This window comes from Clostridia bacterium (assembly GCA_017620395.1).
Lineage (GTDB): Bacteria > Bacillota > Clostridia > Oscillospirales > RGIG8002 > RGIG8002.
On record JAFZQJ010000026.1, the window covers coordinates 12,923 to 39,235 of the forward strand.

The following is a 26,313-nucleotide window of genomic DNA, read 5'->3' on the forward strand; positions in this document are numbered from 1 at the left end:
TTTCAATACGTATTATCGCGCGTACGCGGCGGCAATATTCAAGCGAAAAGGACGCGTGATTATTTCTTCCAGGTTCCGAAAAGGCCGCGGATGATGCTCTTGCCGAGCTCGCGCCCGATGGTGTTGGCGGTGGAGCTTGCGGTCTTCGAGAGGATGGCGGTGGTTTTTCTCGCTGCCTTCGAGGTTTTCTTGGCGGCTTCCTTGGCCTTCTTTTCTTTTTCTTTCGCTTTCGCGGCGGCTTCTTTTTCGGCCTGCTCCTTCGCTTCGGCTTCCGCGCGCGCGGCTTCCTCCTCTTCGCGCTGCTCCTCGATCAGCTCGTAAGCGGATTCGCGGTCGACGGCTTCGCTGTATTTATCGCGAAGCGGGCTGACGAATATCGCGTGTTGTATTTCCTCGTCGGAAGCGGCGCTCATCGAGCTGCGCGGAGGCAGTATGTTCGCGCGCTGGACTATGCCGGGCACGCCCTTCGGGTCGAGCACGGACACGAGCGCTTCGCCGGTGGCGAGTTCCTGAAGCACCGTTTCGGTATCGAATTCGGGGTTGACGCGGAAGGACTTCGCGGCGTAGCGCAGCGCCTTCTGCTCGTTGGGGGTGTAGGCGCGCAGCGCGTGCTGAACGCGGTTGCCTATCTGCGAGAGGACGCTCTCGGGGATATCGGAGGGGTTCTGAGTGATGAACCATACGCTGACGCCCTTAGAGCGGATGAGTCTGACGACCTGCTCGACCTTTTCGAGCAGCGCCTTCGGCGCGTCGTTGAAGAGCAGGTGCGCCTCGTCGAAGAAGAATGCGATCTTCGGCTTGTCGAGGTCGCCCGCCTCGGGGAGCATTTCGTAAAGCTCGGAAAGCATCCAGAGCAGGAACGTGCCGTAGAGCAGCGGATGCTGGAACAGCGTCTGGCATTCAAGAATATTCATAACGCCGCGGCCGTCCTCGTCCCAGTCGAACCAGTCGGCGAGATCGAGCGCCGGCTCGCCGAAGAAGATGTTGCCGCCCTCGTCCTCAAGCGCGAGCAGCGCGCGCTGGATCGTGCCGATCGTCTGCGCGGAAACGTTGCCGTACTGCAGCTTGTATTCGTTCGCGTGGTCGCCGACGTGCTGAGCCATACTGCGCAGGTCCTTAAGGTCGAGCAAGAGCAGCTGCTTGTCGTCCGCGATTCGGAATATGATGCGCAGAACGCCGGTCTGGGTCTCGTTCAGTCCGAGCAGACGGGCGAGAAGCACGGGACCCATATCGGTTATCGTGGTGCGCACGGGATGGCCCTGCTGAGCGTAGACGTCGAAGAATCTGACGGGGAAGGGGGTGTAGGTGAAGTTCTCTATACCCATCGTGTCTATACTGCGGCGGATGTGCTTGTTTTCGCATCCCTCGTTGCACATGCCGGAAACGTCGCCCTTGATGTCGGCGATGAAGGTCGGCACGCCCATCTCGGAGAAGGATTCCGCGATGACCTTGAGGGTGACCGTCTTGCCGGTGCCGGTCGCGCCGGCGATGAGTCCGTGGCGGTTCGCCATGGACGGCTCGAGATAAACGCGTTCGCCTCCGGTGGCGAGCCAGATCTTTTCGTTGTCGTTCATATACATGGATGGTTCCTCCCGCATATAGCTATTCATAATAATACAAATATATAATAGCACAGGTTTGCGCATTTTTCAATACGTCAGCGACATAAATGCGTAATTTTCAAGTAATGTTTGAAATCAAAGGGAATATGTGGTAGAATATAAACGAACGATTGAAAGGAAGTAGTGCAGTTGAAAGTCAGAAAAGCCGTCATACCCGCCGCCGGCTACGGAACGCGTATGCTTCCCGCGACGAAGGCGATGCCCAAGGAAATGCTTCCGCTGGTGGACAAGCCCGCGATACAGTTCATAGTTGAGGAAGCCGCAGCCTCCGGCGTCGAGGAGATACTGATCGTAATCGGCGAACACAAGTATTCGATAATGGACCATTTTTCGCCCGCGCCTGAACTCGCGGACGCTATAGAGAAAAAGCACCCCGACCTCGCGGAGCAGATAAGGAAGCTTTCGCGGCTCGCGAAGATAAGCTTCGTCAAGCAGCCGGAGGGCGTGCGCGGACTCGGCAGCGCCGTGCTTTGCGCGGAGGAATTCGCCGCGGGCGAACCGGTCGCCGTCCTTTACGGCGACGACGTGATAGTCAGCGAAACGCCCGTCACCGCGCAGCTTATCGCGGCGTTTGAGCGGTATGGCAAAGGCGTCGTCGGAGTCGGCAGGGTCCCGCGCGAAGACATAGTCAAATACTGCACACTCGCCGTCGAACAGACCGGCGAGAGGGAATACGCCGTCAGCGATATGATAGAGAAGCCGCGGCCGGAGCAGATACTTTCCGAATTCGCCGTCCTCGGCAGGTGCGTGCTGCCGCCGGAGGTATTCGGCATACTTGCGCAGACTCCTCCCGGAGTCAACGGCGAGCGCCAGCTCACCGACGCTATGGGGACGCTCGCGCGGAGCGAAGGCATGGTCGCCGTCGAGTATGAGGGCAGGCGCTACGACGTCGGCAGCAAGCTATCCTACGCCGAAGCGGTAGTCGAAGCCGCGCTCGCGCATCCCGAGATAGGCGCGGACTTCAGAAGATTTCTTGAAGATAAAGTGAACTGAAAACAGCGGATAAAAACGAGTCCGCCTTCCGATTCGGAAGGCGGACTCTTATTTCAATATCCGTTATTACGCCGTTATCAGAAGTACGCGCTGAGAATGGTCGTCACGATCATGAAGTAGGCGAGGACGGAGACGGCGTCGACTATCGTCGTTATCATCGGCGAAGCCATCAGCGCGGGGTCTATCTTAATCTTGCTGGCGAGTATCGGCATCGAGCAGCCGAGGAACTTTGCCGTCGTTATCGTGACGAGCATCGCGCAGGCGGTGACTATCGCGAACATATAGGTCGGGATGTTCTGTTCGCCGATGCTCGCTCCGTACATAATGAAGACTCTGACCGTGTTCACGGCCGAGAGCGAAAGCCCGACGAGCAGCGCTATGCGCAGCTCCTTCCACACGGCTCTGAAGTAGTCGCTCGTTTTGATCTCTCCGACCGCGAGGCCGCGGATTATCATCGCGCTGGCCTGCGAACCGCAGTTGCCGCCGGTGTCCATCAGCGTCGGGATGAAGGCGACGAGCGCGGGTATCGCGGCGATCGCCGCTTCGTAATGCTGGATTATCAGTCCGGTCACCGTCGCGGAAAGCATGAGGACGAAGAGCCAGAGGAAGCGGTTGCGTGCGTGCTTGAAGACGGAGGTCTTGAAATAGGTGTCTTCAAGCGGGTTGACTGCCGCCATCTTGGATATATCCTCGGTGGCCTCTTCTTCCATGACGTCCATGGCGTCGTCGACTGTGATTATGCCGACGAGCCGCTGTTCGCCGTCGACTACGGGAAGCGCGAGCAGGTCGTATTTCTGGAACTGCTTGGCGACGACTTCCTTATCCTCGACGGTGTCGACGGATATGACGTTCGTCTCCATAATGTCGTCTACGATCGTGCCGCTGTCCGCAAGCATCAGGTCCTTCGCGGTGACGACGCCCTTCAGCTTGCGCGCGCGGTCGGTAACGTAGCAGGTGTAAATCGTTTCCTTGTCTATGCCGGTGCGCTTTATGCGCTCGAACGCCTGTTCGACGGTCATTCCCTCGATGAGCGAGACGAACTCGATGGTCATCAGCGCGCCCGCGCTGTCCTTCGGGTATTTCAGTATCTCGTTTATCGTCTGGCGCGTCTTGGCGTCGCAGTTTTTGAGTATCCTCGTGACGACGTTCGCGGGCATCTCTTCGATAAGGTCGACGGTATCGTCCATATAGAGCTCGTCGAGCATATCGTGAAGCTCGCGGTCGGAGAAGGCGCGTATCAGCAACTCCTGCTGATCGCCGTCCATCTCGACGAAGACCTCCGCGGCGAGCTCCTTCGGCAGTATGCGGTAGAGGAAGGGGAGCTTCTCCTCGTCGATATCCTGAAAGATGACTGCGATATCCGCCGGGTTCATGGGAGTAAGCACCTGTTTGAGCTTGGATATATTCTTTTCTTCAAGCAGCGCGGTTATTTCTTCCGTCACTTTTTCGAGTTCCAGCTCTTCCATGGTCATACCTCCCTGAAGTTATTATACCGGTCCGTTATTTAAGAGGACAAAAATCCCCCCGCCGTGTCGGCGGAGGGTAGAAAACCCTTCGGGCGCGGTGGGGCCGTTGATTACGGTATCAATATTTGCCGATTTCGACGGACGTGATGGTTATATCCTGAAGCGGCTTGTAATTCTCGTCTACCTGAACGGCGTTTATAGCGTCGATGACTTCGGCGCCTTCGTATATCTGGCCGAAGACGGTGAATTTTCCGTCGAGCGTCGGATCGCCGCCGATAGAAGCGTATTTCGCGATGACTTCCTCGGAGAAACCGAGGCCGAGCGACTGCGCCGTTTCACCGCTCATAGCTTCGAGTATGTCGCTCGGAACGTTGTTGACCGTTACTATATAGAACTGATTGGAGTTCTTATCGGTGTCGACGCCGCTGTTGACGCAGGCGCCGAGCGCACCGAGGTAGTTGTGCAGGTTTATCGACAGCTCTTTTTCGAAGCCGTCTTCGCCGTAGATGGTGTCCATATCGCCGTCGGACTGCAGCACGTCCTCATAAAGACAGATGAAGGACTTTCCGTTATAGTAGCCGTCCTTCGCCTTCGCGGAGAAGTTCGCGACCGCCTTGGGCGCGTTCTCGGGGAAAAGCTTGAACTTCATCGTGCCGAGCGAGGTGTTGATTATCGCGATATCGTCGCCGGTCTGAGGCGCGGCGAGCTGATAGTCGGGCGAAAGCTGCGTTTCACTCTCCGGATAGCCGGTGCGGTCTCCGCCGTCGGTTTCGTCGCCGGAATCGTTCGTTTCGCCGCTGTCGACGGCGCTGGAGGAGATATCGTCTCCGCTGCCGGCGCCGGAGTCCTTGGCGAATATGTTTCTGACGAAGTCGGAGATCGCCGTGCCGAAGAAAATGAACACTATGAGAAGCACGACGACCGCGATCCCGATTATCATCAGCGCGGTACCTTTTTTGTTTTGCTTATACTTGATTTTGTCTTCGCTTTTACCCATCGGGCAGACACCAACTCCGTTCAGAGTGATTTTTTATGAAAGAATTATAGCACGCTTCGCCGAATAATTCAACACAAAATTACAATAATTTTGCGCCGTATTGACACCCCGCGCGGAGGGTGGTAAAATAGAATCACAAACGAGCGGGGTGATAGTATGAAAATCAGGATATTCGGCATAGTGCCGGACTCTATAACCGACGGGCCGGGCTTCCGCTGCGGCATATTTACCCAGGGATGCCTGCATCACTGCAAGGGCTGTCACAATCCGGAGAGCTGGGCGATGGACGGCGGCACGGAGTACGACACCGCGGACATAATCGCGACGTGGGATAAAAACCCGCTCTTGAAGGGGATAACCCTTTCCGGCGGCGACCCGTTCTATCAGCCGAAACCCTGCCTCGAGCTCGCGAAGGCGGCGCACGCGAAGGGGCTGGACGTCTTCGCTTTCACCGGTTACACCTTCGAGGAGATAATGAAGGTCGCGGAGACCGACGCGGACGTCGCCGCGCTGCTGCGCGAATGCGACTTCCTCGTCGACGGCCCGTTCATCCTCGCGGAACGCTCGCTCGAGCTTCTCTACCGCGGCAGCGCGAACCAGCGCATCCTCGACATGAAAAAATCCCTCGCGGAAGGCAAGGCCGTCTGGGCGGAGGAATACAGAGACTGACGGAATTGCGAAAAAAGGGCGCCTCCCAAAATTTTTTTGGGAGGCGCTTTTCCGTTCTTTTTCGCGTTCACACGCCTTTTTTCGCGCAGACGCCGGAGAGGACGCACGCTTCGCACTTCGGGCTTCTCGCGGTGCAGACGGCGCGGCCGTGCATCACGAGCCGGTGGCAGAAGTTGTTCTGCTCTTCGGGCGCGATCGCTTCGCGAAGCGCGTCCTCGACCTTGCGCGGATCCTTGGAGTCCGCGAGTCCGAGGCGGTTGGAGATGCGTATGCAGTGCGTGTCCGTGACGACGGCGGGCTTGCCGTAGACGTCGCCGAGGATGAGGTTGGCGGTCTTCCTGCCGACGCCGCGGAGGGTGAGCAGGTCGTCCATATTATCCGGCACCTTCCCGCCGTAGACCTCGACGAGCCGGCGGCACATCTCGATTATATCCGTCGCCTTCGTCTTGTAAAGCCCGCAGGACTCGATATACCCCTCAAGCTCGTGAACGTCCGCCTCCGCGAACGCCTGCGGCGACGTGTACCGCGCGAAAAGCGCGGGCGTGACCATGTTCACGCGCGCGTCGGTGCACTGCGCCGCGAGCCGCGTGGAGATCAGCAGCTCGTAGTCCTTTTCGTACTCGAGGGAGCACTCCGCGTCGGGGTATTCCGCCTTGAGCAGCTCGGTTATTTTTTTGCCGTTTCGTTTATTCATACAAACCACCCGTCTATATAATAATAAAATTCGGCATAAAAGGCAAATATTTTTTTCTTGAAATTCGAATTGGACGGCGGTATAATTATAATAGCATAAATTTTAGCGGATGAAAGCGGGAAAGTGAAATGAGCAGGAAGTTTGACTCCATCGGATTTGTTGAGAAATACGACCCCGAGGTCGGCGCCGCGATGGCCGCCGAGCTCGACAGACAGAGAGAAAACATCGAGCTTATCGCTTCGGAAAACTTCGTTTCGGAAGCGGTCCTTGCCGCGATGGGCACGGAACTCACCAACAAGTACGCGGAGGGCTATCCCGCGAAGCGCTACTACGGCGGCTGCGAGAAGGTCGACGTCGTCGAGAATCTCGCGATCGAGCGCGCCAAAAAGGTTTTCGGCTGCGACCACGTCAACGTCCAGCCGCACTGCGGCGCGACGGCGAACACCACCGTCTACTTCGCGCTGCTCGAGCCGGGCGACACCATACTCGGCATGAGCCTCGACCACGGCGGACACCTTTCGCACGGTTCGCCCGTCAACATCAGCGGCAAGTATTATAACGTAGTTTCCTACGGCGTCGACCCCGTCACGCATTACATAGACTACGGCGAGGTACGCCGCCTCGCGCACGAGCACAAGCCGAAGCTCATCGTCTGCGGCGCCTCCGCGTATCCGCGGAAGATAGACTTCGCGGAATTCAGACGCATCGCGGACGAAGTCGGCGCGTATCTTATGGCGGATATCGCGCACATCGCCGGACTCGTCGCGGCGGGCGAACACGAGAGCCCCGTTCCGTACTGCGACGTCGTCACCACCACCACTCACAAGACGCTCCGCGGACCCCGCGGCGGCATGATAATGTGCAGGGAAGAGCTCGCGAAAGCGATCGACAAGGCGATATTCCCCGGCACCCAGGGCGGCCCGCTCATGCACATAATCGCGGCGAAGGCCGTCTGCCTCGGAGAAGCGCTCACGCCGGAGTTCAAGGCGTACCAGCACCAGATAATCCTGAACGCGAAGGCGCTCGCCGCCGCCCTTATCGAAAAGGGCTTCGACCTCGTCAGCGGCGGAACGGATAACCACCTTATGCTCATCGACCTGCGCCCGTTCCGCATCACCGGCAGGGATATGGAAAAGCGCCTCGACAGCGTACACATCACCGCGAACAAAAACGCGATCCCGAACGATCCCGAATCCCACTTCGTTACAAGCGGCATCCGCGTCGGCACTCCGGCGGTCACCTCGCGCGGCTTCAAGGAAGACGATATGCGCGAGATCGCGGAGCTTATCTACCTGACCGCCTCCGAATACGAAACGAAGGCGGACGAGATCAGAAGCCGCGTCGCCGCACTGACGGCGAAGTATCCGCTTTACGAATAAGCGGCGAAACAGTCAAAACGCGCACCGCGTGCGCAAAATATAATTTCAGAAAGAAGCGATCACAATGAGCAGAGTATTCAACTTTTCGGCAGGACCGTCCATGCTTCCGGAGGAAGTCCTGAAGACCGCCGCGGCGGAGATGCTTGACTATAAGGGCAGCGGAATGTCCGTCGCCGAAATGTCCCACCGCTCAAAGGTCTATATTTCCATCTTCGACGAGTGCGAAGCGCTCCTCCGCGAAGTTATGGCCATCCCGGAGAACTACAAGGTTCTCTTCCTGCAGGGCGGCGCGTCCACGCAGTTCGCGATGGTGCCGATGAACCTGATGACGAAGAACGGCAAGGCCGACTACTGCGTCACCGGCAGCTTTGCGAAAAAGGCGTTCAAAGAAGCGCAGAAGTTCGGCGACGCCGTCGCCGCCTCCTCCAGCGAAGCGGATAACTTCTCCTACATCCCGAAGGAGTTCAGCATCCGCCCCGACGCCGACTACCTGCACATCTGCCAGAACAACACCATCTTCGGCACCCACTACAAGAAGCTGCCCGAGACGGGCGATATCCCGCTGGTCGCGGATATGTCCTCCTGCATCCTGAGCGAACCGACCGACGTCAGCAAATACGGCCTTATCTACGCCGGCGCGCAGAAGAACATGGCGCCCGCGGGCCTGACCGTCGTCATCGTGCGCGAGGACCTCGTCGGCAACGCGCCCGACTCCGTCCCGACGATGCTGAACTACAAGACCCACGTCGACGCCGGCTCGATGTATAACACCCCGCCGTGCTACTCCATCTATATGTGCAAGCTCGTGCTCGAATGGATCAAGTCCAAGGGCGGACTTGCCGAGATGAAGAAGATCAACGAGAAGAAGGCCGCGATGATCTACGACGTGCTTGATCACTCCGAGATATTCATCCCGAAGGCCGCGAAGGAAGACCGCTCCATCATGAACGTCACCTTCGCCACCGGCGACGCTGACCTCGACGCGAAGTTCGTCGCGGGCGCGGCGGCCGAAGGCCTCGTGAATCTCAAGGGCCACCGCCTCGTAGGCGGTATGCGCGCTTCGATCTACAACGCGATGCCCGTCGAGGGCTGCGAGAAGCTCGCCGCCTACATGAAGAAGTTTGAGGAGGAAAACAAATAATGTTCAACGTCAAGCTTTTCAACAAAATATCCAAAACGGGCGTCGCGAGCCTGACTCCCGATAAGTACGTCCTCGGCGAAGAGCTCGAGAACTACGACGCCGTCCTCGTGCGCTCCGCGAAGCTGCACGAAACGGAGTTCCCGGCGGACTGCAAGTGCATCGCCCGCGCGGGCGCCGGCGTCAACAACATCCCGATCGACCGCTGCACGAAGCAGGGCATAGTCGTCTTCAACACCCCCGGCGCGAACGCGAACGCCGTCAAGGAGCTGGTCGTCGCCGGCCTGCTGCTCGCCTCCAGAAAGATCTCCGACAGCATCGCCTGGGCGAACACGCTTGAGAACAACGACGAGACCGAAGCCGTCATCGAGAAGGGCAAGAGCAACTTCGTCGGCCCCGAGATATACGGCAAAAAGCTCGGCGTCATAGGCCTCGGCGCGATCGGCGTCATGGTCGCGAACGTCGCCCACGACCTCGGCATGCAGGTCTGCGGCTACGACCCCTATCTTTCTGTCAACGCCGCGTGGGGACTTTCCCGCAAGATCGAGAAGGCGGCGAGCAACGACGAGATCTTCGCCACCTGCGACTATATCACCATCCACGTTCCGCAGAACGACAGCACCAAGGGCATGATCAACGCCGAGAGCATCGCGAAGATGAAGGACGGCGTTCGCATCCTTAACTTCGCCCGCGGCGGACTGGTCAACAGCGCGGATATGAAGGCGGCGCTGGAGAGCGGCAAGGTCGCCTCCTACGTGACCGACTTTCCGGCGGGCCTCATCGGCGTCAAGAACGTCGTCGCGATCCCGCACCTCGGCGCCTCCACTCCGGAGAGCGAGGAGAACTGCGCCGTCATGGCGGCGGCGGAGCTCCGCGACTACCTCGAGGACGGCAACATCAAGAACTCCGTCAACTTCCCGACGGTGAACGTCCCGAGAGCCGGCGGCACCCGCGTCTGCGTCATCCACGCCAACGTGCCGAATATCATCTCGCAGATATCCTCCACCTTCGCGGCGAAGGGCATCAACATCGAGCATATGTCGAATATGTCGCGCGGCGATATCGCCTACACGATCCTTGACATCGTCTCCGACGTTGACGACTCCGTAGTCGAAGCGATCAAAGCCATCCCGCAGATCGTGAGAGTAAGAGTGATCAAATAAGCGCCGCAACCGCCGTCATCCCGAGGGATCCCCCGGGCAAAGCGGAAACAACAGGACGCCTCTCTCAAATGAGGGAGGCGTCCTTTTTTTGCGCGGCAAAAAGACGGCGGGGTTGTATCTGACGCAAGACTGTAAATAAATATCCCCCCCGTAAAACGGGGGGGGATATTTATTTTGCTTCGGCTGATACCGCGCCGAAGCGTGGAGGGAAAACTATCGTCAAGCGTGTGTTCCTTCATCGGGGAAGTCCGGCATCGCTTCGCCGTCGGGAGGGCTGGGGGGCGTTTCGCCGTCGGGAGGAGCAGTCGGGGTTTCACCGTCGGGCAGTTCGGGAGGCGTCTCGCCGCTGCCGCGGAAGTCCGTTCCGCTTCCGTCGGGGCGCCGTCCGCCGTCCGGATGCTCGCGTTTTTCTCCGTCGGAGGTTTGTCCGCCGTCGGGGCGTTCGCCTTTGTTTCCGTCGGGGCGCTGTCCGCCGCCGAAGCCGCCGCGACCTCCGCCGTTAGAGGAGTATCCCGCCGTCGCGGTCGCGCCGCCGTTGAGCGTACAGGTCTCGCCGGATGTCAGATCCGGACTTGAGAAGAGCACGCTGCTTGCGTCGCGCACCGCTTTCGCGGTATAGAGGACGCTGCCGTCCGCGGCGGTTATCCTGATCTCGCCGCCTGCGGAGACGAGTCCGCTGCCGCTGAATTCAGCGTAGGGAGTCGCGGCGTTGTATCTCTGCGCCATCCCGGTATGCCCGACCGCGAGAACGGTCGCGCCGCCGAAATAGGTGCCGCTGTCGGAATCGAGCGGGTCGCCGTCGCCCTGCGAGGGCGCGTACACCTCGAGCGTGCCGCCCAGCAGGTAGGTCGTGCCGTTGGAGTCGATGCCGTCGCCGCCCGTCACGTCGACGACGACGCTGCCGCCGAACTGGTTGTAACTGTAGGCGTAGTTTTCAAGATCGGAATTCGCGGCGTTGATGCCGTCTTCGGACGCGCTGACGTTTACGCTGCCGGACCAGACGTTGATCGTTGCCGCTTCGACGCCTTCCTCCGCCTTCGTGACGGTTATCGTCGGGCCGTCGACGCCCTTCGTGCCGATGTTCATGACGTAGTCGGATTTGACTCCGTCGGAGGCCGCGGCGACTGTGATATTGCCGGAGAGGATATTAAGCAGTTTGTCGGATTTCAGTCCGTCGCCCGCCATTGCGGTGATGTTGAGCGTTACCTCTTTAACGGTCAGCGAAGCTTCCGAAAGCAGCTTGTCGGTAGCGTTGCCGTTTTCGTCTTCTTCGTAGAGATCGTAGCCGCCCTTGACGCCGTTTTTGCCGTTCGCGGTGACGTTTATCGTTCCGGCGCCGCATATGGTGACGTTCGAGCCGTCCTTGCATTTGATGACGGCGTTCTCTATGTCGGGATAGAGCGTTTCGTCGGTGTAGACGTCGTCGTTGTTGAATTCGTCGTCCGCAAGGTTGTTGACCGTGCCTTCCGCGGCGATGATGCGCGCCTCGCTGCCCTTGTTGCAGGTGATGGGCGCGGTCGCGGAGGCGGAGAGGTCGAGCCCGCTCAGCACGAGCGTGACTCCGGTGACGTTCTTCTTGACTACTATCGTGCCGTTGGAGCAGGAGCCGGAAACGACGTAGGTGCCGGCGGCGGTTATCGACAGCGACGTGCCTTCGATCTTATATCCGTCGTAAGCGCCGTCAGTCACCGTTATCTCCGAATCGGAGAATACGAAGCCCGTCGCGTCGGAAACGTCGTATACCGTCGCCTCGGCGAGCGACGCGGCGGGCGCTTCAACGTCCGGAAGCGTGAATTCCGCCGCCGCGTTTCCGTCGGCCGCCGTTTCGGATTCCGAGCCGCAGCCCGAAACGAGCGCGAAAGCGGCCGTCATGGCGAGGATGAGCAGCAGCGCCGCGATCCTCTTGAAAAGATTACCCGTGCGTTTGTTGTTTTTCATATTTATTACCTCCTTGTGATACGGCGGCGCGGATCGTATCGCCGCAAGCGCTTTTGAACCGTTCGCCGGTCTTTTATAAACGGGAAGCGGCGTACCGCTCTCCTGTTTTCTGATTATGATTTTACCCGCGAAGATTGAATGAACCTTGAAGCTTCTTTTTTATTAAAAAAGTTTTTGCGAGTGGAACGGATTTGAAAAAAACGCTTGACAAATCGGGAATACGGTTGTATCATTGTGTTAGTTAAGTAATACAGTGAAGCGCGGGCCGGCCGCCCGAACAAAGACTGAAGGGAAGTGAGCGCGTGGAGTTTGAATTCGACAACGAACGTCCGATATATATGCAGCTTGTGCAGCGGCTTCGCGTCGGGATAGTTTCGGGCGAACTGCCGCCGGGCAGCCGTCTGCCGTCGGTGCGCGAGCTCGCGGTGCGGGCGAAGGTCAATCCGAACACCGTTCAGCGCGCGCTCGGCGAGCTGGAGGAAGACGGCCTGCTTTTCACGGAGCGCACCAACGGCAAATTCGTCGCACTCGACGAGACGCATATCCGCCGCGAAAAGGAAAAACTTGCGCGCGAAAGTCTCGAGCGTCTGCGGCGCGAGCTGAAGGGTATCGGAATGACCGACGAAGAAATACGACAGTTCTGGGAGGAGAACAGATAATATGGATTGGATAACCTGCGAAGGCGTAAAGAAACGCTACGGAACAAACGAGGTGCTGAAGGGAGTGGATCTCTCGATCCGTCCCGACCGCATCGTCGGGCTGCTCGGGAAGAACGGCGCCGGTAAATCGACGCTTTTCAAGCTGATGAACGATCTGCTCACGCCGGACGAGGGCAGGATACTCTTCTGCGGCGAGCCGATTGGGGAGAAGAGCAAGGCGCGCATATCGTATCTGCCCGAGCGCACCTACCTCGACCGCGATATGAAGATATCCGGCGCGCTGCGCTTTTTCGGCGAGTTCTACGCCGACTTCAACGCGGACCGCGCGCGTCAGCTTCTGCGTGAGCTCGATCTGAAAGAGGAAATGCGCATACGCAAAATGAGCAAGGGTATGCAGGAAAAGCTGCAGCTCATCCTGGTGATGAGCAGGGAAGCCGACCTCTATATTCTTGACGAGCCGCTCGGCGGCGTCGATCCCGCGACGCGCGAAACGATCCTCGACACGATCCTGTCGAATTTCCGCGACGGCGCGAGCTTGATAATTTCCACTCACATGATCGCTGAGGTCGAGCGCATCCTCGACGAGGTCGTGATTATCCGGGACGGCGTCGTCGCGCTCTCCGGCGCCGCGGACGAGCTGCGCGAGAGGGAAAACGCCTCGATAGACGAGATTTTCAGGAGGACGGTAAAATGATGAAAAATCTGATAAAGCGCCATCTTCTCTGGGACGTAAAGCTCCCCGCGTACTACGCGGCGTTCGCGGCCGTATCCGTTATCATATGCCGCCTGACCGATCCGGTCACGGATTCGACGGTAGGACTTTTTATCAACCGGCTCTTTTTCGGGATCGCGATCTCGATGGCGGTTTCGACCGTGATAAATATGCTTATCCGCTGCTGGATCCGCTTCACTCACACGTCGTATAAGGACGAATCGTATCTGTATCACACCCTGCCTCTGCCGCGCGCGAAGCTTTACCGCTCGCATCTGGTTTCCGCGCTTATCGCGGTTGCGGCGAGCGTGGTATTTGCGGTGCTGTGCGTGTATTTCCTGCTACTCGGCACCGGGGCGATGGATGCGATAAAGACTGTGATCGGTACTTCGGCCGGGCTGAAAAACGTTATTTTCGCCGCGGCGCTGATACTTCTTGAAACGCTTTTCCTGCTGATCGCGGGAATCGTCGGCACGATTATCGGCTATTCGTTCGACGGCTCGCGCACGCTTAAATCCGTTCTGTTCACCGTCGCGATCTATATCGGCGGCGGGATCGTCGCCCTGCTGCTCGTTCTGCTCTGGGGGCTTGCCGATCCCGCGGTGAAGTCGCTCTTCACCGCCGGCGCCGTTACGCTGCCGGATTCGTTCTGGAAGCTCGGCGCGGCGCTGACCGCTTATTACGTCGCGCTCAGCGCGCTGCTCGCGTGGATAGGCAAAAAACTCTATCTCAAAAAGATCAACGTCGACTGAACGCGGCGCGCGAGCCGAACGGCTGCAGAGAAAGGGACCCGCATGAGTTTTTCTTTTGTAAAGACCGACGCCGATTCGCCTGACGCCCGTATGCTTTTGAACGAGTTGAACGGCACGCTGATGAGCATACTCGGGCATAACGGAACGGCGCATATCCGCCTCGACGATTTCAGACGCGAAAAAGCGTTTTTCCTCGTCGGCTACGATGGCGAAACGCCCGTCTGCTGCGCGGGCGTCCGCAGGTTCGACGGCGATACCGGCGAAGTCCAGCGCGTTTACGCGCGGAACAATCACGTCGGCGCCGGCGCGGCGCTTATGCGCGCGGTGGAGGAACGCGCGCGCGAACTCGGTTACGCCCGGCTTATTCTGGAATGCCGCGAGGGAAACTCTCACGCCATCGGCTTCTACCTGAGGAACGGATACGCTCTGCGGGAAAAATACCCGCCTTATGACAGCGAAGCCGACGCCGTCTGCTTTGAAAAGAAACTGTAATAGAATACGTATAAAGAAGCCGCCCTAAGGGCGGCTTCTTTATATTATTAATGATACATCGCGCGTTTACGCTTTCTTTACCGGCAGCGTTACGGTGAAGACGGCTCTGCCGTCCTTGAAGTCGGCGCGGATCTCGCCCTTGTGGGCTTCGGCGACCGCCTTGGCGATGGAAAGCCCGAGCCCGTAGTGCGAGCCGGCGTCGCCGCGCGCCTCGTCGCCGCGGTAGAAGCGGTCGAAAAGGCGGGAGGCCTTTTCCGCGTCGAGCCCCGCCGCGTCGTTGGCGACCGCGAGGACCGCGGAATGCTTATCGCGCTTGAGCGAAACGGCGATCTCATCGCCGGTCCCGTGCGAAAGCGCGTTGTCGAGCAGTATCGAAACGAGCTGCCGCAGCTGGTTCGGGTTGCCTTCGACCGTGACGCCGTCCTCGACGTCGGATTCAATCCTCACGCCTTTTTCAAACGCGAGCGGCTCGAAGGGGAGCACCTCTCCGCTGACGAGCTGCGAGAAGTCCAGCGTTTCGGTCGGCAGGTCGCCGTTTTCCGCGTGGGAGAGCGCGAGCAGCTGCTTGACGAGCTCGCTCATTCGCCCGTTTTCGTAGTCGATGTTGTCGAGCCATTCGCTTTCTCCGCCCTGCCTGCGGAGCAGCTCGCTGTTGGCGGAGATGACGGCGATGGGCGTTTTCAGCTCGTGACCCGCGTCGGAGACGAAACGCTTCTGCCGCTTGTCGTTCTCCTCAAGCGGACGGACGATGCGCCGCGCTATGAAGATCGAGATGACGAAGAGCGCCGCCAGCGCCGAAGCGCCGATTATCAGCATCAGCTTTATCAGAGTTTTCTGGTTGTTGTCGTTTATCGTGCCGTCGAGCATGGCGACGAGGGTGTAGTCCTCGCGCTCATCGAGTATATACGTCATACTGCCGACCGCGCCGCTGCGCTTTCCTTTTTCAAGAACCGACGACGCGAGCTCGAGCAGCGATTCGTCGCTCTGCATATTCCTGTTGCCGTTGTTTATCGCGAGCACTTCGCCGCTTCCGGAGTACGCTACCGAATAGAAGGTTGAGAGTCGGAACGCCGGCTCGATCCCCCGGAAGTTTTCGTTGTCGCGCGGCTCCGGCGGAGCGAAGTCGTGTTTGTCGTCGGGCTTGTCGCTTTCGTTCGGGAAAGCCGGCTGCCCGTCGAGCGTGAAGCGTTCGACGTAGGCGCTCAGTATGTTCTCGCTCTCGCGCCGGAGCGCGGCGCGGTTGGAAAAGTATATCGTCCCGAGGGTTACCGCCATCAGCGCCAGCAGGGACAGAACGACGGTGAAAACTATCTTTCTTCTCGTTTTATTGAACATCACGGCACCTCAATTCGTAGCCTATCCCGCGTATCGCCTTTATCTCGCAGCGCGAGCCGACAAAGGCCAGCTTCTTGCGCGCGAAGGAGGTGTAGACCTCGACGTTGTTGTATTCGGCGTCGCTTTCGTATCCCCACACCTTGAGCGCGATCTGATCGCGCGTCAGGACGCGTCCCTGATTTGAAATAAGATATTCGAGAATGCGCATTTCCTTTTCGCCGAGGCGCACGCTCTTGCCGTTTTCGCAGCGGAGCTCCGCGTTTTTCGTATCGAGGGTTATATCTTCGAACTTAAGGCTTCCGTCGTCCGTCGGAACGTTGCGTCTGCCGAGCGCGCGGAGCCGCGCGAGCAGCTCCTTCGTCAAAAACGGCTTCGTCAGATAGTCGTCCGCGCCGCTGTCGAGCCCCTCGACCTTGTCGTCGAGCTCGCTTTTGGCGGTCAGCATGAGGATGGGCGTGCGGATACCCGCCCTGCGCGCGCTTTTCGCCACGTCGAAGCCGTTCATCCCCGGCATCATGACGTCGAGCACGATAAGGTCGTAAAGGCCGCCCTCGATTTCGTAAAGCGCGTCCTCGCCGTTTTCGACGGAGGTGACGTCGTATCCCTCCTGGCGAAGTATCTCGCAGAGCGCGCGGTTCATTCTTTTTTCGTCTTCGGCAAGCAGAAGCTTCATGCTTTGTCCCTCCGTTTCACCGTAATAATAGCGGGCGAGGATTGAAGAAAGATTGAAAAAACGCGGTTATATAACGAAAACGGCGCAGTTTACGCCGTTTTGCGTCAATAGTTCATTTTCTTTGCGTCGCGGCGGCCCCTGCGGACGGCGCGGAGCATCTTTATCCTGCTGCGCCCTTTCGGATAGAGCATAAACCGCAGCAGCATATCCTTGAAGTTCGCCCACCTGTTGACGGTGGGGGACTTCGCCCTGTACTTCTTCAAAAACCACTTGTAATTCCGCGCGATATAATAGAGGCGGAAGTCTGAGTGTACGGAGAAATACTTCGGCCCGTGGTATTTGTGATCGCCGACGAAACGGTATACGAGGTTATAGAGCTTAACCGGTACGCGCTCGCCGATCTCCTGCACGATATACGTGTCGTTCGCGCGCAGTATGCGGTAGCCGGCCTTCATGAGCCTGTAGTTGAAATCGAAGTCGACCGCGTCGATAAAAAGCTCCTCGTTCCAGCCGCCGATCTCCTTTGCCGCCTTGACGTTCGTCAGCGCGGCGGAGGTGATGCAGCTGCCGAAGTCATAAATGAATTCGATCTCGGGCGCACTACCGGCGGCGAACTCTTCAACGGACATTTTCCCGCGGTGGATGATAAAGGGTGAGATTATCCCGATATTCGGCATACGGATATATCTTTTATAGATGTTCAGAATACCGCTGTCGCACAATGTGTCCTGATCAAGCGTGAGAATCCAGTCAAAGCCTTCCTCCGCTGCGGCGTCGAGCGCACGGTTGAGTGCGAAGGCGATGCCTTTGTTCTCGCCGTTTCTGATAAAACGCACCTTGCCGCCTGCGGGGAAACGCGCCTCAAGAGACGATATATCGTCAGAGCCGTTATCTACGATGAAGAACCGGCTGACGGAGGGCAGTATGTTTTCAACGTTTGCGGCAACCTTTTCGAGGTCGCCGTTGAAGACGACCATTCCGGCGCTGATAAGGGCGTCGTTTCCGGGGTCGGTCAGAGCGGTATTGCGTGGGCGGACCCCGATCTGATAACAGTCGACGAGGTCAGCGCTTTCTGAAAACGCGGATCCTCTTAACGCGCGGACGCCGTTTGCTTTGTCCTCAAACGCCTGCTTTTCCGGGCGCATCATGATCGCCTGTCTTATACCGAACAGACAGCCGTCCGGAATCGGCGAGGAGATCCGCACCGTGCAGTCGCATCCGCTTTCCTTTTCCGCGGCGTAAAGCGAAGCGGCGTCGCGGAAGCAGGTTATCCTGCCGTCCTTTGCCGACTCACGCCGCGCCGCGCGCTCGGAAGCGTCGCTGCCGCAGAGGATCAGCAGCCGCTCAAAGGGGTAGGTTTGCGCCTTCAAAGACGCAATAAGCTCGCGGAGAACCTTTGGACCGCGTTCTGTGCCGTATACCGATACGCAGAAGCGGCAGGGCGCGTCAAAACTGAACGCGCGTTCCTGCGCTATGCGTAATTCGTTTGCTTTTTTCTCACTCGGCTTTTTTGTCATTTCAGATGACCTTTTCCGTTCTCGGGAGGTACTCGTTGCTGTCGAGCCGCAGGTTTTTGTTGAAGAAAGGATCGCCGGCGGAAAGCTCGGTCTTCCATTTTGATTGGAATCTGTCGATTTCCGACTTGAAACGTTTGATCTTTTCCGGAGTATCGTCGTCGCGGCCGCGGGATTTGGATTCGTAATGGTAAAGCCGCGCGTGCGGAGTGTAAATAATCCTCCCTCCGTTCGCACGGAGCTTCATACAAAGATCGATGTCGTTGAAGGCGACGACGAACTTCTCATCGAGTCCGCCTGCGGCGTCGAAGGCGTCGCGGCGCATAAGCATGCACGCGGCGGTGACCGCCCCGACCTCGCGCGTGCTTTTGCCGTAACCGAAGTAACCGCAGTCATTGTCGTCAAACATCTTCTCTATATGGCCGGCAACGCCGCCGAGTCCTATTATGACTCCCGAGTGCTGAACCGTATCATCGGGATAGAGCAGGCGTGCGCCGACAGCGGTAATGCCGTTCTGCAACACGACGGAAACCATCTCTGACAGCCATTCGTTTCCGATGCCTTCGATGTCGTTGTTCAAAAGCAACAGAAGTTCGCCGTGCGCGTAGGAGGCGCCGAAGTTGTTTATTTTTGAATAGTTGAATCCCTTGTCAGTGTAACGCACGATGCGGATACGGCTGTCTTTCGACAGCTCATCGTAAAGCGCGAATATCTCATCGGTTTCACTGTTGTTTTCAATTATGATTATTTCAACGTTGTCGTAATCCGCGGCGAGAACCGAATCAACGCATTTTTTCAGATCATCGGCGGAATCTTTGTTCGGGATCAGCACCGAAACAAGGGGTTTGCTTTTCAGCGAGTACTTGACACGGTAGCGGAAGGGGAGATCGGTAGTCAGCGCTTCGCCTTCAACGCCGACGCGTCGAAGATGAGCTTCGACGGCCTTTCGCCCGGCTTCCTCGGCGTAGTTTTTGCTTCCTGCGGAAGCGGCTGTCGAACCCGGGTGGACGCGCCAGTGATAAAGCGGTTTAGAAATATGCTTTATAAGCTTTGCCTTCTCAGAGGCCTTGAGGAAAAGGTCGTAATCCTGTGCTCCGTCATATCCGGAGCTGAAACCGCCTATTTCGTCGAACAGCGATTTTTTCAACGCGGTAAAATGGCATATGTAGTTGAAGGAGCGCAGCGTATAGATTGAAAAATCCGGTTTGAAATGGGGTTCGAATCGCCGCTCGATGTTATCGGAGAACTTATCCTCATCGGTGTAAATGAAATCGGTTTCCGGCTCCGCGTTCACGACGCAAGCCATTTCATAAAGCGCGTCCGGCGCAAGGGCGTCGTCGTGGTCGAGCAGCGCGATATAGTCGCCGGAGGCAAATTCCGCCGCGGCGTTGGTATTGCCGGCGATGCCGAGGTTCTTATCGAGCCGGCGGTATATGACGCGCGAGTCTTCGGCGGCGTACTTTTCCGCGACCTCGCGGACATAGCCGTGTTTGTCGTCGCTCGCATCGGCGAGGCAAAGCTCCCAGCCGGCGTAGGTTTGCGCCGTTACGGAGCATATCATTTCCTCAAGCATTTTACGGTCCGTGTTATAAAGCGGAGTGAGAATGCTGAAAACGGGTTTGGCGGCGAATTCGCGCTCTCTTTGTTTCTCGAGCTCCGACTTGTCCGGACAGTTGTGTTTTATCCAAAGAGAATACGCGTCAGCGACGCCGTTCGGTGTGCTGAAACGCGCTTCGCGTTTTGCCTTAATGCGGCATCTCAAATAATTATACGGCGAGAGTACGATTTTCACGGATTTATGGAGCGCCGGGTGCGCGTGCATAAAATTAACGCACCGTCTGCCGAAGCGGCGGTTTTCCATTCTTTCGATTTCCCCTTGCAGAGCGAGGACTTTTTCGTCGGACGCTTTAAGTTTGTTTATTTGTGCGCTTTTTTCATCCGAAACTTCCTTGAGCTTTAAGTTGAGATCTTCGATCTCGCACGCAAACGCAGACGCGCGTTCATCGGGGGTCGCGTATTCTATCGCGTACCATTTTTTGTAGAAATCGCTGTATACCTCGTCTGAAAACGCGCGGTTCAGCTCGTTGAACAGTTCGACGTATTCGGATATTCCAAACAGATTGAAGAGGTTTTCGCGTACCGTTTCCGTAATGACTTCGCTGTTGGTCAGCGCTCTGAAAATAATATATTCAAGCGGCGTGTTTTCAAAGCGCCACTCCTGGTCGTAGAACATATAGCGCCCGTCCTCGACGAAGCAGTTCTGGAAGATCATATCCATATATCCGCGCTTGAGAAAGCGCAGGTCTGCACGCTGTTCGTCGGTCAGCTCCACGGAGAATCTGTCGAAGATGGTATCGGTGCTACTCCCTTTTCCCAACGCGTTGCAAACCGCGAGGAAAAAGCCATCGGCCATGGCTTTGAAGCGTTTTATTCCGCCGCTTCGATAGGCTTCAAGCAGAAGCTTGTCAAAGGTCTTTCCGCTGCAGATGCGGCTTGTAACGACGCGGTCGGCGTAAGAATCGGGCGTTGCGACGCCGCTTTCTTTCAGCTCGGCGATGTTTTTTCCGATGGTTTCGATATGCGCGATCGCCTTGTCGTTTGAGGGGTACTTGTGCGCGTATTCGTCGTCGACTACGGTATAGATTGCGTATTCCGGTTTGCGGTAGAGAGAAAAACAGACGAGCTTTGGCGTTTTCGGAGCGTTCGCACGCGAAGCTTCGACGAGGAACGCGTCCGCGATGAGAGGATAGGTCTGCGGGTCGGCTTCGATCAAGCGGCGAAAATATGTGTTTTCGCTGAAGGTCGCCGTCGGCTGCGAGGGGTAGTATACAAGCCGGCGCTTGATGCTTTCCGTATCCGGAAGCTGCCTGTCGCTGAATATGACGTTGGTGAAACGGTAATCCGGAGCGGGATAAAGCAGGGAGGAGTAATTAAGTCCGGCTTTTTCAAGCATTGAGCGGAACTCCGCGAGGGTATAGCCCTTGCGCGTGTACGTTTCTGCGGCCCTGCCGGAAAGCTTTCCGACCGCGAGCGAGTTATCGACTGCGATTATCAGTTTGCCTTCGGGCTTGAGGTGTTCGCAGACGCGCCGGAGAAAGCCGGGTTCATCGCCGTCCGCGTATTCCTCGAGTGTACCTATAAGTACGGCGCAGTCAAAGCCGCTTCCGGCGTCGTCGATTGAAGCGACGACCTTTGCTTCCGGATATCTTTCGCGGAGCGCGGAGGCTTTTTCGGTGTCTGACTCTACCGAAACGACGCTGCCTTTTTTCAGGAGCGCGCCGGTAATCGCGCCGCGTTCGCCGCCTATTTCGAGTATCCTTCCGCTTATATCGCACCAGACGACGACGTTCCCGCGTAAAGGCGAATAATCGTATGCGGTATCGTAGTCACAGGGGTATTCCTGAAAAACGGCGGCGGAGCCGTTTTTGCCGTCTGTGACATAATTGGCATTCATATCTTCTGAACGCTTATCCTGCATTGATTTATCCTCCGGTATAGCTTTGAAGTTATCTGGTGACTGTTATGCTGCTTTCCAGATCGAACAGTCCTATGGCGAACGGCCGCGCGGATATGTCTATGAAAAACGCGTCGTAATGGCGGCAGAATATCTCGAGATTACCGTCGTTATCGAATTTCGTGCATCCGAACGAGACGGAATACTTGTTCGTTGCGAGCGGCACGGTAAGCTTGAACTCGATATTTGCGACGTCTCCGGGCTTGTAGTCCCCTGTAGGAGTCTTATAGGCGAAGGTGTTCACGCCGCAGAGTTCGAGCCCCTGCGCGTTCTTGAAGCCGACGGCGAAGATGGGCTCCTGCAGCGGTTCGTTGAACTTTACCTTCATCCTGATAGTGACCTGTTCGTGGCTTTTGATGGAGTTGGTCTGCTTGCCGTCCGCGCCGAAAAGTCCGTAATCGACTATCTCGGCCTTTTGATTTCCGTAAATCAGAATATCGCTGTTGAGCTCGTGGTTCTTTTTCATTTCGCCTTCAACGGCGACGGCGCCGGATGCCGCGGAGACGGGCTTTTCTTCGCTTGCCGCTCCGCCGCGATTCTCGTCCATATCGATGCCGCTCATCAGCTTCTTATAGCGCTCGACGCCTTCCTTCGCGTCGCCGTCGAAGATGCACTTTCCCTGCTGCAGTATCATTACGCGGGAGCAGTTGGTGAGGATGTCGTTGACGTTGTGCGAAACAAACAGTATCGTCTTTTTGCGCTCCTTGAACTGCTCGAACTTCTTGAAGCACTTCATCTGGAACGCCATATCGCCGACTGAAAGCACCTCGTCGACGATGAGTATATCGGGGTCGACGTTTATCGCGCAGGCGAAGGCGAGGCGGGCGAACATACCGCTCGAATACGTCTTCACCGGTTGGGAAAGGTGGTCGCCGATATCGGCAAAGTCGATTATTTCCTGCTCACGCGCCTTGATCTCGGCGTTCGTCAGGCCGAAGATCTGACCGTGCTGGTATATATTTTCGTAACCGGTAAGTTCCGGGTTGAACGCTGTGCCGAGCTCAAGCAGGGAGCTGACGCGGCCGTTGATCTTTATGCTGCCTTCGGTCGGGGAAACGACGCCGGTTATCATTTTGAGCAGGGTTGACTTACCCGCGCCGTTGCATCCGAGGATACCCACCGATTCGCCCGCATAAACGTCGAAGCTTATATCGTTGACGGCGGTGAAAAGCGTATGTCTGTTCTTCTTCGGGAACATTGCCTCAACGATGATATCCTTCTTGCGGGCGAAGACCTTGTAACGCTTGCTGAGGTTCTTTATGCTGATTATAGGTTCCATATCCGCACCCCCTTAAAGCACGTCGGCAAAGTCTTTTTTGTTTTTGTTGAAGACGTAGTTGCCGTAAAGGAAAACGAGTATGGTTATTACCCAGAAGCCGAGGGTATAAAGCCCGTATTTAGCTGTGATTATGGGCAAATAATCCGCCGTGAAGGCCTGGCGGAAGCCGTAGACGAGATATGTGAACGGCGAGAAGCGCAGTATTTGCCCGAGTATCGGAACCTGCGCGTCGAGGATCTTGATATCCCAGAGTATCGCGGAAAACCAGAATATAATCTGGATGAAGATGTTGATGACCGCCATCACGTCCGCGACCTTCGTCGCAAGCGCGGAGGTCAGCCGCGTCAGCGCCGTGAGGAATATGAACGCCGCGATGATGATATAAAACGCGAGGAGCACATTCGGGAAAAGCGGTATACCGAGTACGATCCCGTAGACCGCGCATATCGTCCCGGCGATGCCGAAGACCACGAGTGCGACTATCCCGTTTGAAAGCAGGGTGAACACCGGGATAACGTCGACGTTGAATACCGTCTTTTTAACGAGATATGAATAGGTGCGTATTGAGGTCGTGGCGCTCGTTAGGCCGTCGCTGATGAAAAGCCACATCGAGAAACCGCTTAAAAACCAGACGATAAAGGGTATCTGCAGTCCGGACGGGGTGACGATATCGCCGCTTTTGAGCACGTAATTGAATATGACGTAGTATATCGTCATAAAAACGAGAGGTACAGCGAAGCCCCACACCGTTCCGAGCGACATGCTGGAGAACTTGTTGCGGAAGTCGTTGCGGCTCATCTGCCATATGAGTCTGCGGTTTTTGATAATGTTTTTTATAAAATCCATTTTACATTCCCGTTCCGTTATTCCCGACGCCGTTGCAAGCGTCACGCCATTATATTACTAATGAAAGAAAAAGTCAAGCGCTTCAAACGGACAGGGCGGAACGCCTTGCCCGTTTGTTTTTGCGTTATCAGAAGCGGAGCTTTTCGGCGATATACTTTGCAGCCTCGCTCATCGGGATACGAACCTGCTCCATGGTATCGCGGTCGCGGGCGGTAACGCAGCCGTCCTGCTCGCTCTCGAAGTCGTAGGTGAAGCAGACGGGCGTGCCGATCTCGTCCTCGCGGCGATAGCGCTTGCCGATGGAGCCGGCGTCGTCGAAGTCGACGTTGTATTCGCTCTTCAGCGTGCGGTAGAAGGCGAGGGCGCCTTCGTTGAGCTTCTTGGAGAGGGGCAGCACCGCCGCCTTGAAGGGCGCGATCGCCGGATGCAGGCGGAGCACGACGCGGACGTCGCCTTCGCCTACGGTCTCCTCGTCGTAGGCTTCGATCATCAGCGCGAGGGTGACTCTGTCCGCGCCGAGCGAAGGCTCGATGACGTAGGGCATATATTTCTCGTTCGTTTCGGGGTCGAAGTATTCAAGCGGCTCGCCGGAATGCTCGCTGTGCTGCCGCAGGTCGAAGTCGGTGCGGTCGGCGATGCCCCAGAGCTCGCCCCAGCCGAAGGGGAAGAGGTACTCGAAGTCGGTGGTCGCCTTGGAGTAGTGCGACAGTTCCTTCTGCTCGTGCTGGCGGAGCTTGAGGTTCTCCGGCTTCATGCCGAGGGAGTAGAGGAAGTCGCGGCAGTAACCCTCCCAGTAGTCGAACCATTCAAGGTCGGTGCCGGGCTTGCAGAAGAACTCAAGCTCCATCTGCTCGAACTCGCGGATGCGGAAGATGAAGTTGCCGGGAGTTATCTCGTTGCGGAAGGACTTGCCTATCTGACCGACGCCGAAGGGGATCTTGCGGCGTGTCGTGCGCTGGATGTTCTTGAAGTTGACGAAGATGCCCTGCGCGGTCTCGGGGCGGAGGAAGAGCTCGCTCTTGCTGTCCTCGGTAACGCCCTGGAAGGTCTTGAACATGAGGTTGAACTTGCGGATATCGGTGAACTCCTTGCCGCCGCAGGCGGGGCAGGTGATGCCGTTGTCGCGGATGTAGGCCATCATTTCCTCAAAGCTCATGCCGTTCGGGTTTCCGCCGGCGGCCTCGATGAGCTGATCCGCGCGGTGGCGCGCCTTGCAGCTCTTGCAGTCGGTAAGCGGGTCGGAGAAGCCGCCGACGTGACCGGAGGCGACCCAGACCTGAGGATTCATAAGTATCGCGCTGTCGAGGCCGACGTTCGTCTCGGATTCGGTGACGAACTTCTTCCACCACGCGCGTTTGATGTTGTTCTTCAGCTCGACGCCGAGCGGGCCGTAGTCCCAGGCGTTAGCCAGGCCGCCGTAGATTTCGGAGCCGGGGTATACGAATCCTCTGTTTTTGCAGAGGGCGACTATTTTTTCCATCGTTTTTTCGGTGTTGTTCACGGTAATATCTCCTTTATAATTATTATCTGTTCGGGATTATACTATCTTGCGGCGCAGCTCGACCGCGATCCCGCCTATAACGAGCGGAAGGGCGGCTATCTCGCGCTCGGAAAAATAGAGCGTGCGGTACGCCTGGTTGTTCGGCTTCAGCGTTACCGAGCGGTTGAAGTCGAGGAAGACCTTTTTCAGAGTGCCTTCCTGCTGACCGATGAAGACGAAGGCGTCCTGCCCGTTGCTGCAGACGGTCTGACGGCGGATGATAACGACGTCGCCGTCGAGATAGCGGGGCGCCATGGAATCTCCGCGCATGAGGATGCCGTAATATTCTCCGTTCCAGTCCTCGGGAATATCAAGCGTCTGTATGACCTCCGCGTTGCCGGAGGCAAACTGCGCGGCGTTCAGCGAGGAATAGACCTTGATATATCTCGTCGGCTCCGGCGGAGGCGGCGCCTGCACCGGCGGCTGGACGAAAACGAGCTGTGCGCCCGCTTCGGGCAGCACTCCCGGCGGAGTGCCCTTCGGAACGTCTCTTCCGAGCACGTAATCTATGCTGACGCCGAAAAGATCGGCGAGCAGGATCTGCTTTGCCGTATCGGGAAGAGCCCTTCCGCATTCCCAGTAGGAAACCGCGGACTGGTCGACCATCAGTTTTTCGGCAAGCGCTTTCTGCGTCAGCTTATTCTGCTTGCGCAGTTCGCATATTCTGTTCATCGTTCGCCTCCCGTTTAAGGACAATTACACATATTGACACTAATAATCATTATTATACCCATTATATGAGTTTATTTCATATTTGTAAAGGGTTTTTCTGAAAATAATTCATAATATGAATGAAATTCATACCAAAAGCGGGGTTTGATGTGTTATAATCGGGGAGAAAGAGGAAAAAACCGTCGAATTGTCAACGTAAAAGCGTCTGTTTGACAAACAATCGGTTATTTTATAAGAAATACGCGCCGTTTGCGGCTTTTTATACC

Annotated in this window: 22 protein-coding genes; 9 read left to right on the top strand and 13 right to left on the bottom strand. The window is 57.0% G+C overall.

Features of this window, described 5'->3' with window-relative positions; genetic code table 11:
• Positions 1-59: 59 nt before the first annotated feature.
• The gene (locus tag J5441_05130; GenBank protein MBO4934529.1) at positions 60-1,574 is read right to left on the bottom strand and encodes a DUF853 family protein; all 1,515 of its coding nucleotides are present in this window, start codon (positions 1,572-1,574) and stop codon (positions 60-62) included.
• A gap of 177 nt (positions 1,575-1,751) precedes the next feature.
• Here J5441_05130 and J5441_05135 point away from each other — a divergent pair, with 177 nt between their 5' ends.
• Complete coding sequence (locus J5441_05135) at positions 1,752-2,615, top strand: UTP--glucose-1-phosphate uridylyltransferase (GenBank protein MBO4934530.1); 864 nt, start codon at positions 1,752-1,754, stop codon at positions 2,613-2,615.
• Between the two features lie 77 nt (positions 2,616-2,692).
• On the opposite strand, the gene mgtE is transcribed toward J5441_05135, so the two are convergent.
• Together mgtE and J5441_05145 are read right to left on the bottom strand one after the other, a co-directional pair.
• Entirely contained in the window at positions 2,693-4,087 is a 1,395-nt protein-coding gene (mgtE, locus tag J5441_05140) for a magnesium transporter (protein ID MBO4934531.1), read from the bottom strand.
• A 112-nt stretch (positions 4,088-4,199) separates the two neighbouring features.
• The gene (locus J5441_05145) at positions 4,200-5,078 is read right to left on the bottom strand and encodes a peptidylprolyl isomerase (GenBank protein MBO4934532.1); all 879 of its coding nucleotides are present in this window, start codon (positions 5,076-5,078) and stop codon (positions 4,200-4,202) included.
• Between the two features lie 156 nt (positions 5,079-5,234).
• On the opposite strand from J5441_05145, the gene nrdG reads away from it, so the two are divergent.
• Positions 5,235-5,747: an anaerobic ribonucleoside-triphosphate reductase activating protein gene (gene nrdG / locus J5441_05150; protein ID MBO4934533.1), complete on the top strand. Its 513-nt coding sequence runs from the start codon at positions 5,235-5,237 to the stop codon at positions 5,745-5,747.
• Positions 5,748-5,814: 67 nt separating this feature from the next.
• On the opposite strand, the gene nth is transcribed toward nrdG, so the two are convergent.
• The gene (nth, locus tag J5441_05155; protein ID MBO4934534.1) at positions 5,815-6,441 is read right to left on the bottom strand and encodes an endonuclease III; all 627 of its coding nucleotides are present in this window, start codon (positions 6,439-6,441) and stop codon (positions 5,815-5,817) included.
• A 128-nt stretch (positions 6,442-6,569) separates the two neighbouring features.
• Here nth and J5441_05160 point away from each other — a divergent pair, with 128 nt between their 5' ends.
• The 3 genes from J5441_05160 (at position 6,570) to J5441_05170 (ending at position 10,121) form a co-directional block, all read left to right on the top strand.
• On the top strand, positions 6,570-7,820 hold the full coding sequence (locus tag J5441_05160) for a serine hydroxymethyltransferase (protein ID MBO4934535.1): 1,251 nt from the start codon (positions 6,570-6,572) through the stop codon (positions 7,818-7,820).
• A 64-nt stretch (positions 7,821-7,884) separates the two neighbouring features.
• Positions 7,885-8,961 carry a 3-phosphoserine/phosphohydroxythreonine transaminase gene (gene serC, locus J5441_05165; protein ID MBO4934536.1) on the top strand — a complete coding sequence of 359 codons (1,077 nt, stop codon included), beginning with the start codon at positions 7,885-7,887 and terminating at the stop codon, positions 8,959-8,961.
• The gene (locus J5441_05170) at positions 8,961-10,121 is read left to right on the top strand and encodes a phosphoglycerate dehydrogenase (GenBank protein ID MBO4934537.1); all 1,161 of its coding nucleotides are present in this window, start codon (positions 8,961-8,963) and stop codon (positions 10,119-10,121) included. The genes serC and J5441_05170 overlap by 1 nt, the downstream gene beginning before the upstream one ends.
• Positions 10,122-10,340: 219 nt before the next feature.
• Here the strand turns inward: J5441_05170 and J5441_05175 are convergent, their stop codons facing one another.
• Complete coding sequence (locus J5441_05175; GenBank protein MBO4934538.1) at positions 10,341-12,059, bottom strand: carbohydrate-binding domain-containing protein; 1,719 nt, start codon at positions 12,057-12,059, stop codon at positions 10,341-10,343.
• 302 nt (positions 12,060-12,361) lie between these two features.
• Between J5441_05175 and J5441_05180 the strand changes: the two genes are divergently transcribed.
• The 4 genes from J5441_05180 to J5441_05195 are packed head-to-tail and all read left to right on the top strand — an operon-like array spanning position 12,362 to position 14,674.
• Positions 12,362-12,718 carry a GntR family transcriptional regulator gene (locus tag J5441_05180; GenBank protein ID MBO4934539.1) on the top strand — a complete coding sequence of 119 codons (357 nt, stop codon included), beginning with the start codon at positions 12,362-12,364 and terminating at the stop codon, positions 12,716-12,718.
• Between the two features lies 1 nt (position 12,719).
• On the top strand, positions 12,720-13,412 hold the full coding sequence (locus J5441_05185; protein MBO4934540.1) for an ABC transporter ATP-binding protein: 693 nt from the start codon (positions 12,720-12,722) through the stop codon (positions 13,410-13,412).
• Complete coding sequence (locus J5441_05190; GenBank protein MBO4934541.1) at positions 13,409-14,182, top strand: hypothetical protein; 774 nt, start codon at positions 13,409-13,411, stop codon at positions 14,180-14,182. Before J5441_05185 ends, J5441_05190 begins: the two co-directional genes overlap by 4 nt.
• Before the next feature lie 42 nt (positions 14,183-14,224).
• Positions 14,225-14,674 carry a GNAT family N-acetyltransferase gene (locus tag J5441_05195; protein ID MBO4934542.1) on the top strand — a complete coding sequence of 150 codons (450 nt, stop codon included), beginning with the start codon at positions 14,225-14,227 and terminating at the stop codon, positions 14,672-14,674.
• Positions 14,675-14,740: 66 nt separating this feature from the next.
• Here the strand turns inward: J5441_05195 and J5441_05200 are convergent, their stop codons facing one another.
• From J5441_05200 to J5441_05235, 8 genes are all read right to left on the bottom strand, one after another.
• Complete coding sequence (locus tag J5441_05200; GenBank protein MBO4934543.1) at positions 14,741-16,009, bottom strand: HAMP domain-containing histidine kinase; 1,269 nt, start codon at positions 16,007-16,009, stop codon at positions 14,741-14,743.
• The gene (locus J5441_05205; protein MBO4934544.1) at positions 15,999-16,682 is read right to left on the bottom strand and encodes a response regulator transcription factor; all 684 of its coding nucleotides are present in this window, start codon (positions 16,680-16,682) and stop codon (positions 15,999-16,001) included. The genes J5441_05200 and J5441_05205 overlap by 11 nt, the downstream gene beginning before the upstream one ends.
• A 104-nt stretch (positions 16,683-16,786) precedes the next feature.
• The gene (locus J5441_05210; protein ID MBO4934545.1) at positions 16,787-18,199 is read right to left on the bottom strand and encodes a glycosyltransferase; all 1,413 of its coding nucleotides are present in this window, start codon (positions 18,197-18,199) and stop codon (positions 16,787-16,789) included.
• Position 18,200: 1 nt separating this feature from the next.
• Positions 18,201-21,650, bottom strand: a complete 3,450-nt coding sequence (locus J5441_05215) for a glycosyltransferase (protein ID MBO4934546.1) — start codon at positions 21,648-21,650, stop codon at positions 18,201-18,203.
• Positions 21,651-21,702: 52 nt separating this feature from the next.
• Positions 21,703-22,989 (bottom strand): ABC transporter ATP-binding protein, encoded by a 1,287-nt coding sequence (locus J5441_05220; protein MBO4934547.1) that lies wholly within the window; start codon positions 22,987-22,989, stop codon positions 21,703-21,705.
• Between the two features lie 12 nt (positions 22,990-23,001).
• Positions 23,002-23,835, bottom strand: a complete 834-nt coding sequence (locus J5441_05225) for an ABC transporter permease (GenBank protein MBO4934548.1) — start codon at positions 23,833-23,835, stop codon at positions 23,002-23,004.
• Between the two features lie 127 nt (positions 23,836-23,962).
• Positions 23,963-25,315: a glycine--tRNA ligase gene (locus tag J5441_05230; GenBank protein ID MBO4934549.1), complete on the bottom strand. Its 1,353-nt coding sequence runs from the start codon at positions 25,313-25,315 to the stop codon at positions 23,963-23,965.
• Positions 25,316-25,372: 57 nt separating this feature from the next.
• Positions 25,373-26,047 (bottom strand): LexA family transcriptional regulator, encoded by a 675-nt coding sequence (locus tag J5441_05235; GenBank protein ID MBO4934550.1) that lies wholly within the window; start codon positions 26,045-26,047, stop codon positions 25,373-25,375.
• Positions 26,048-26,313: the final 266 nt, after the last annotated feature.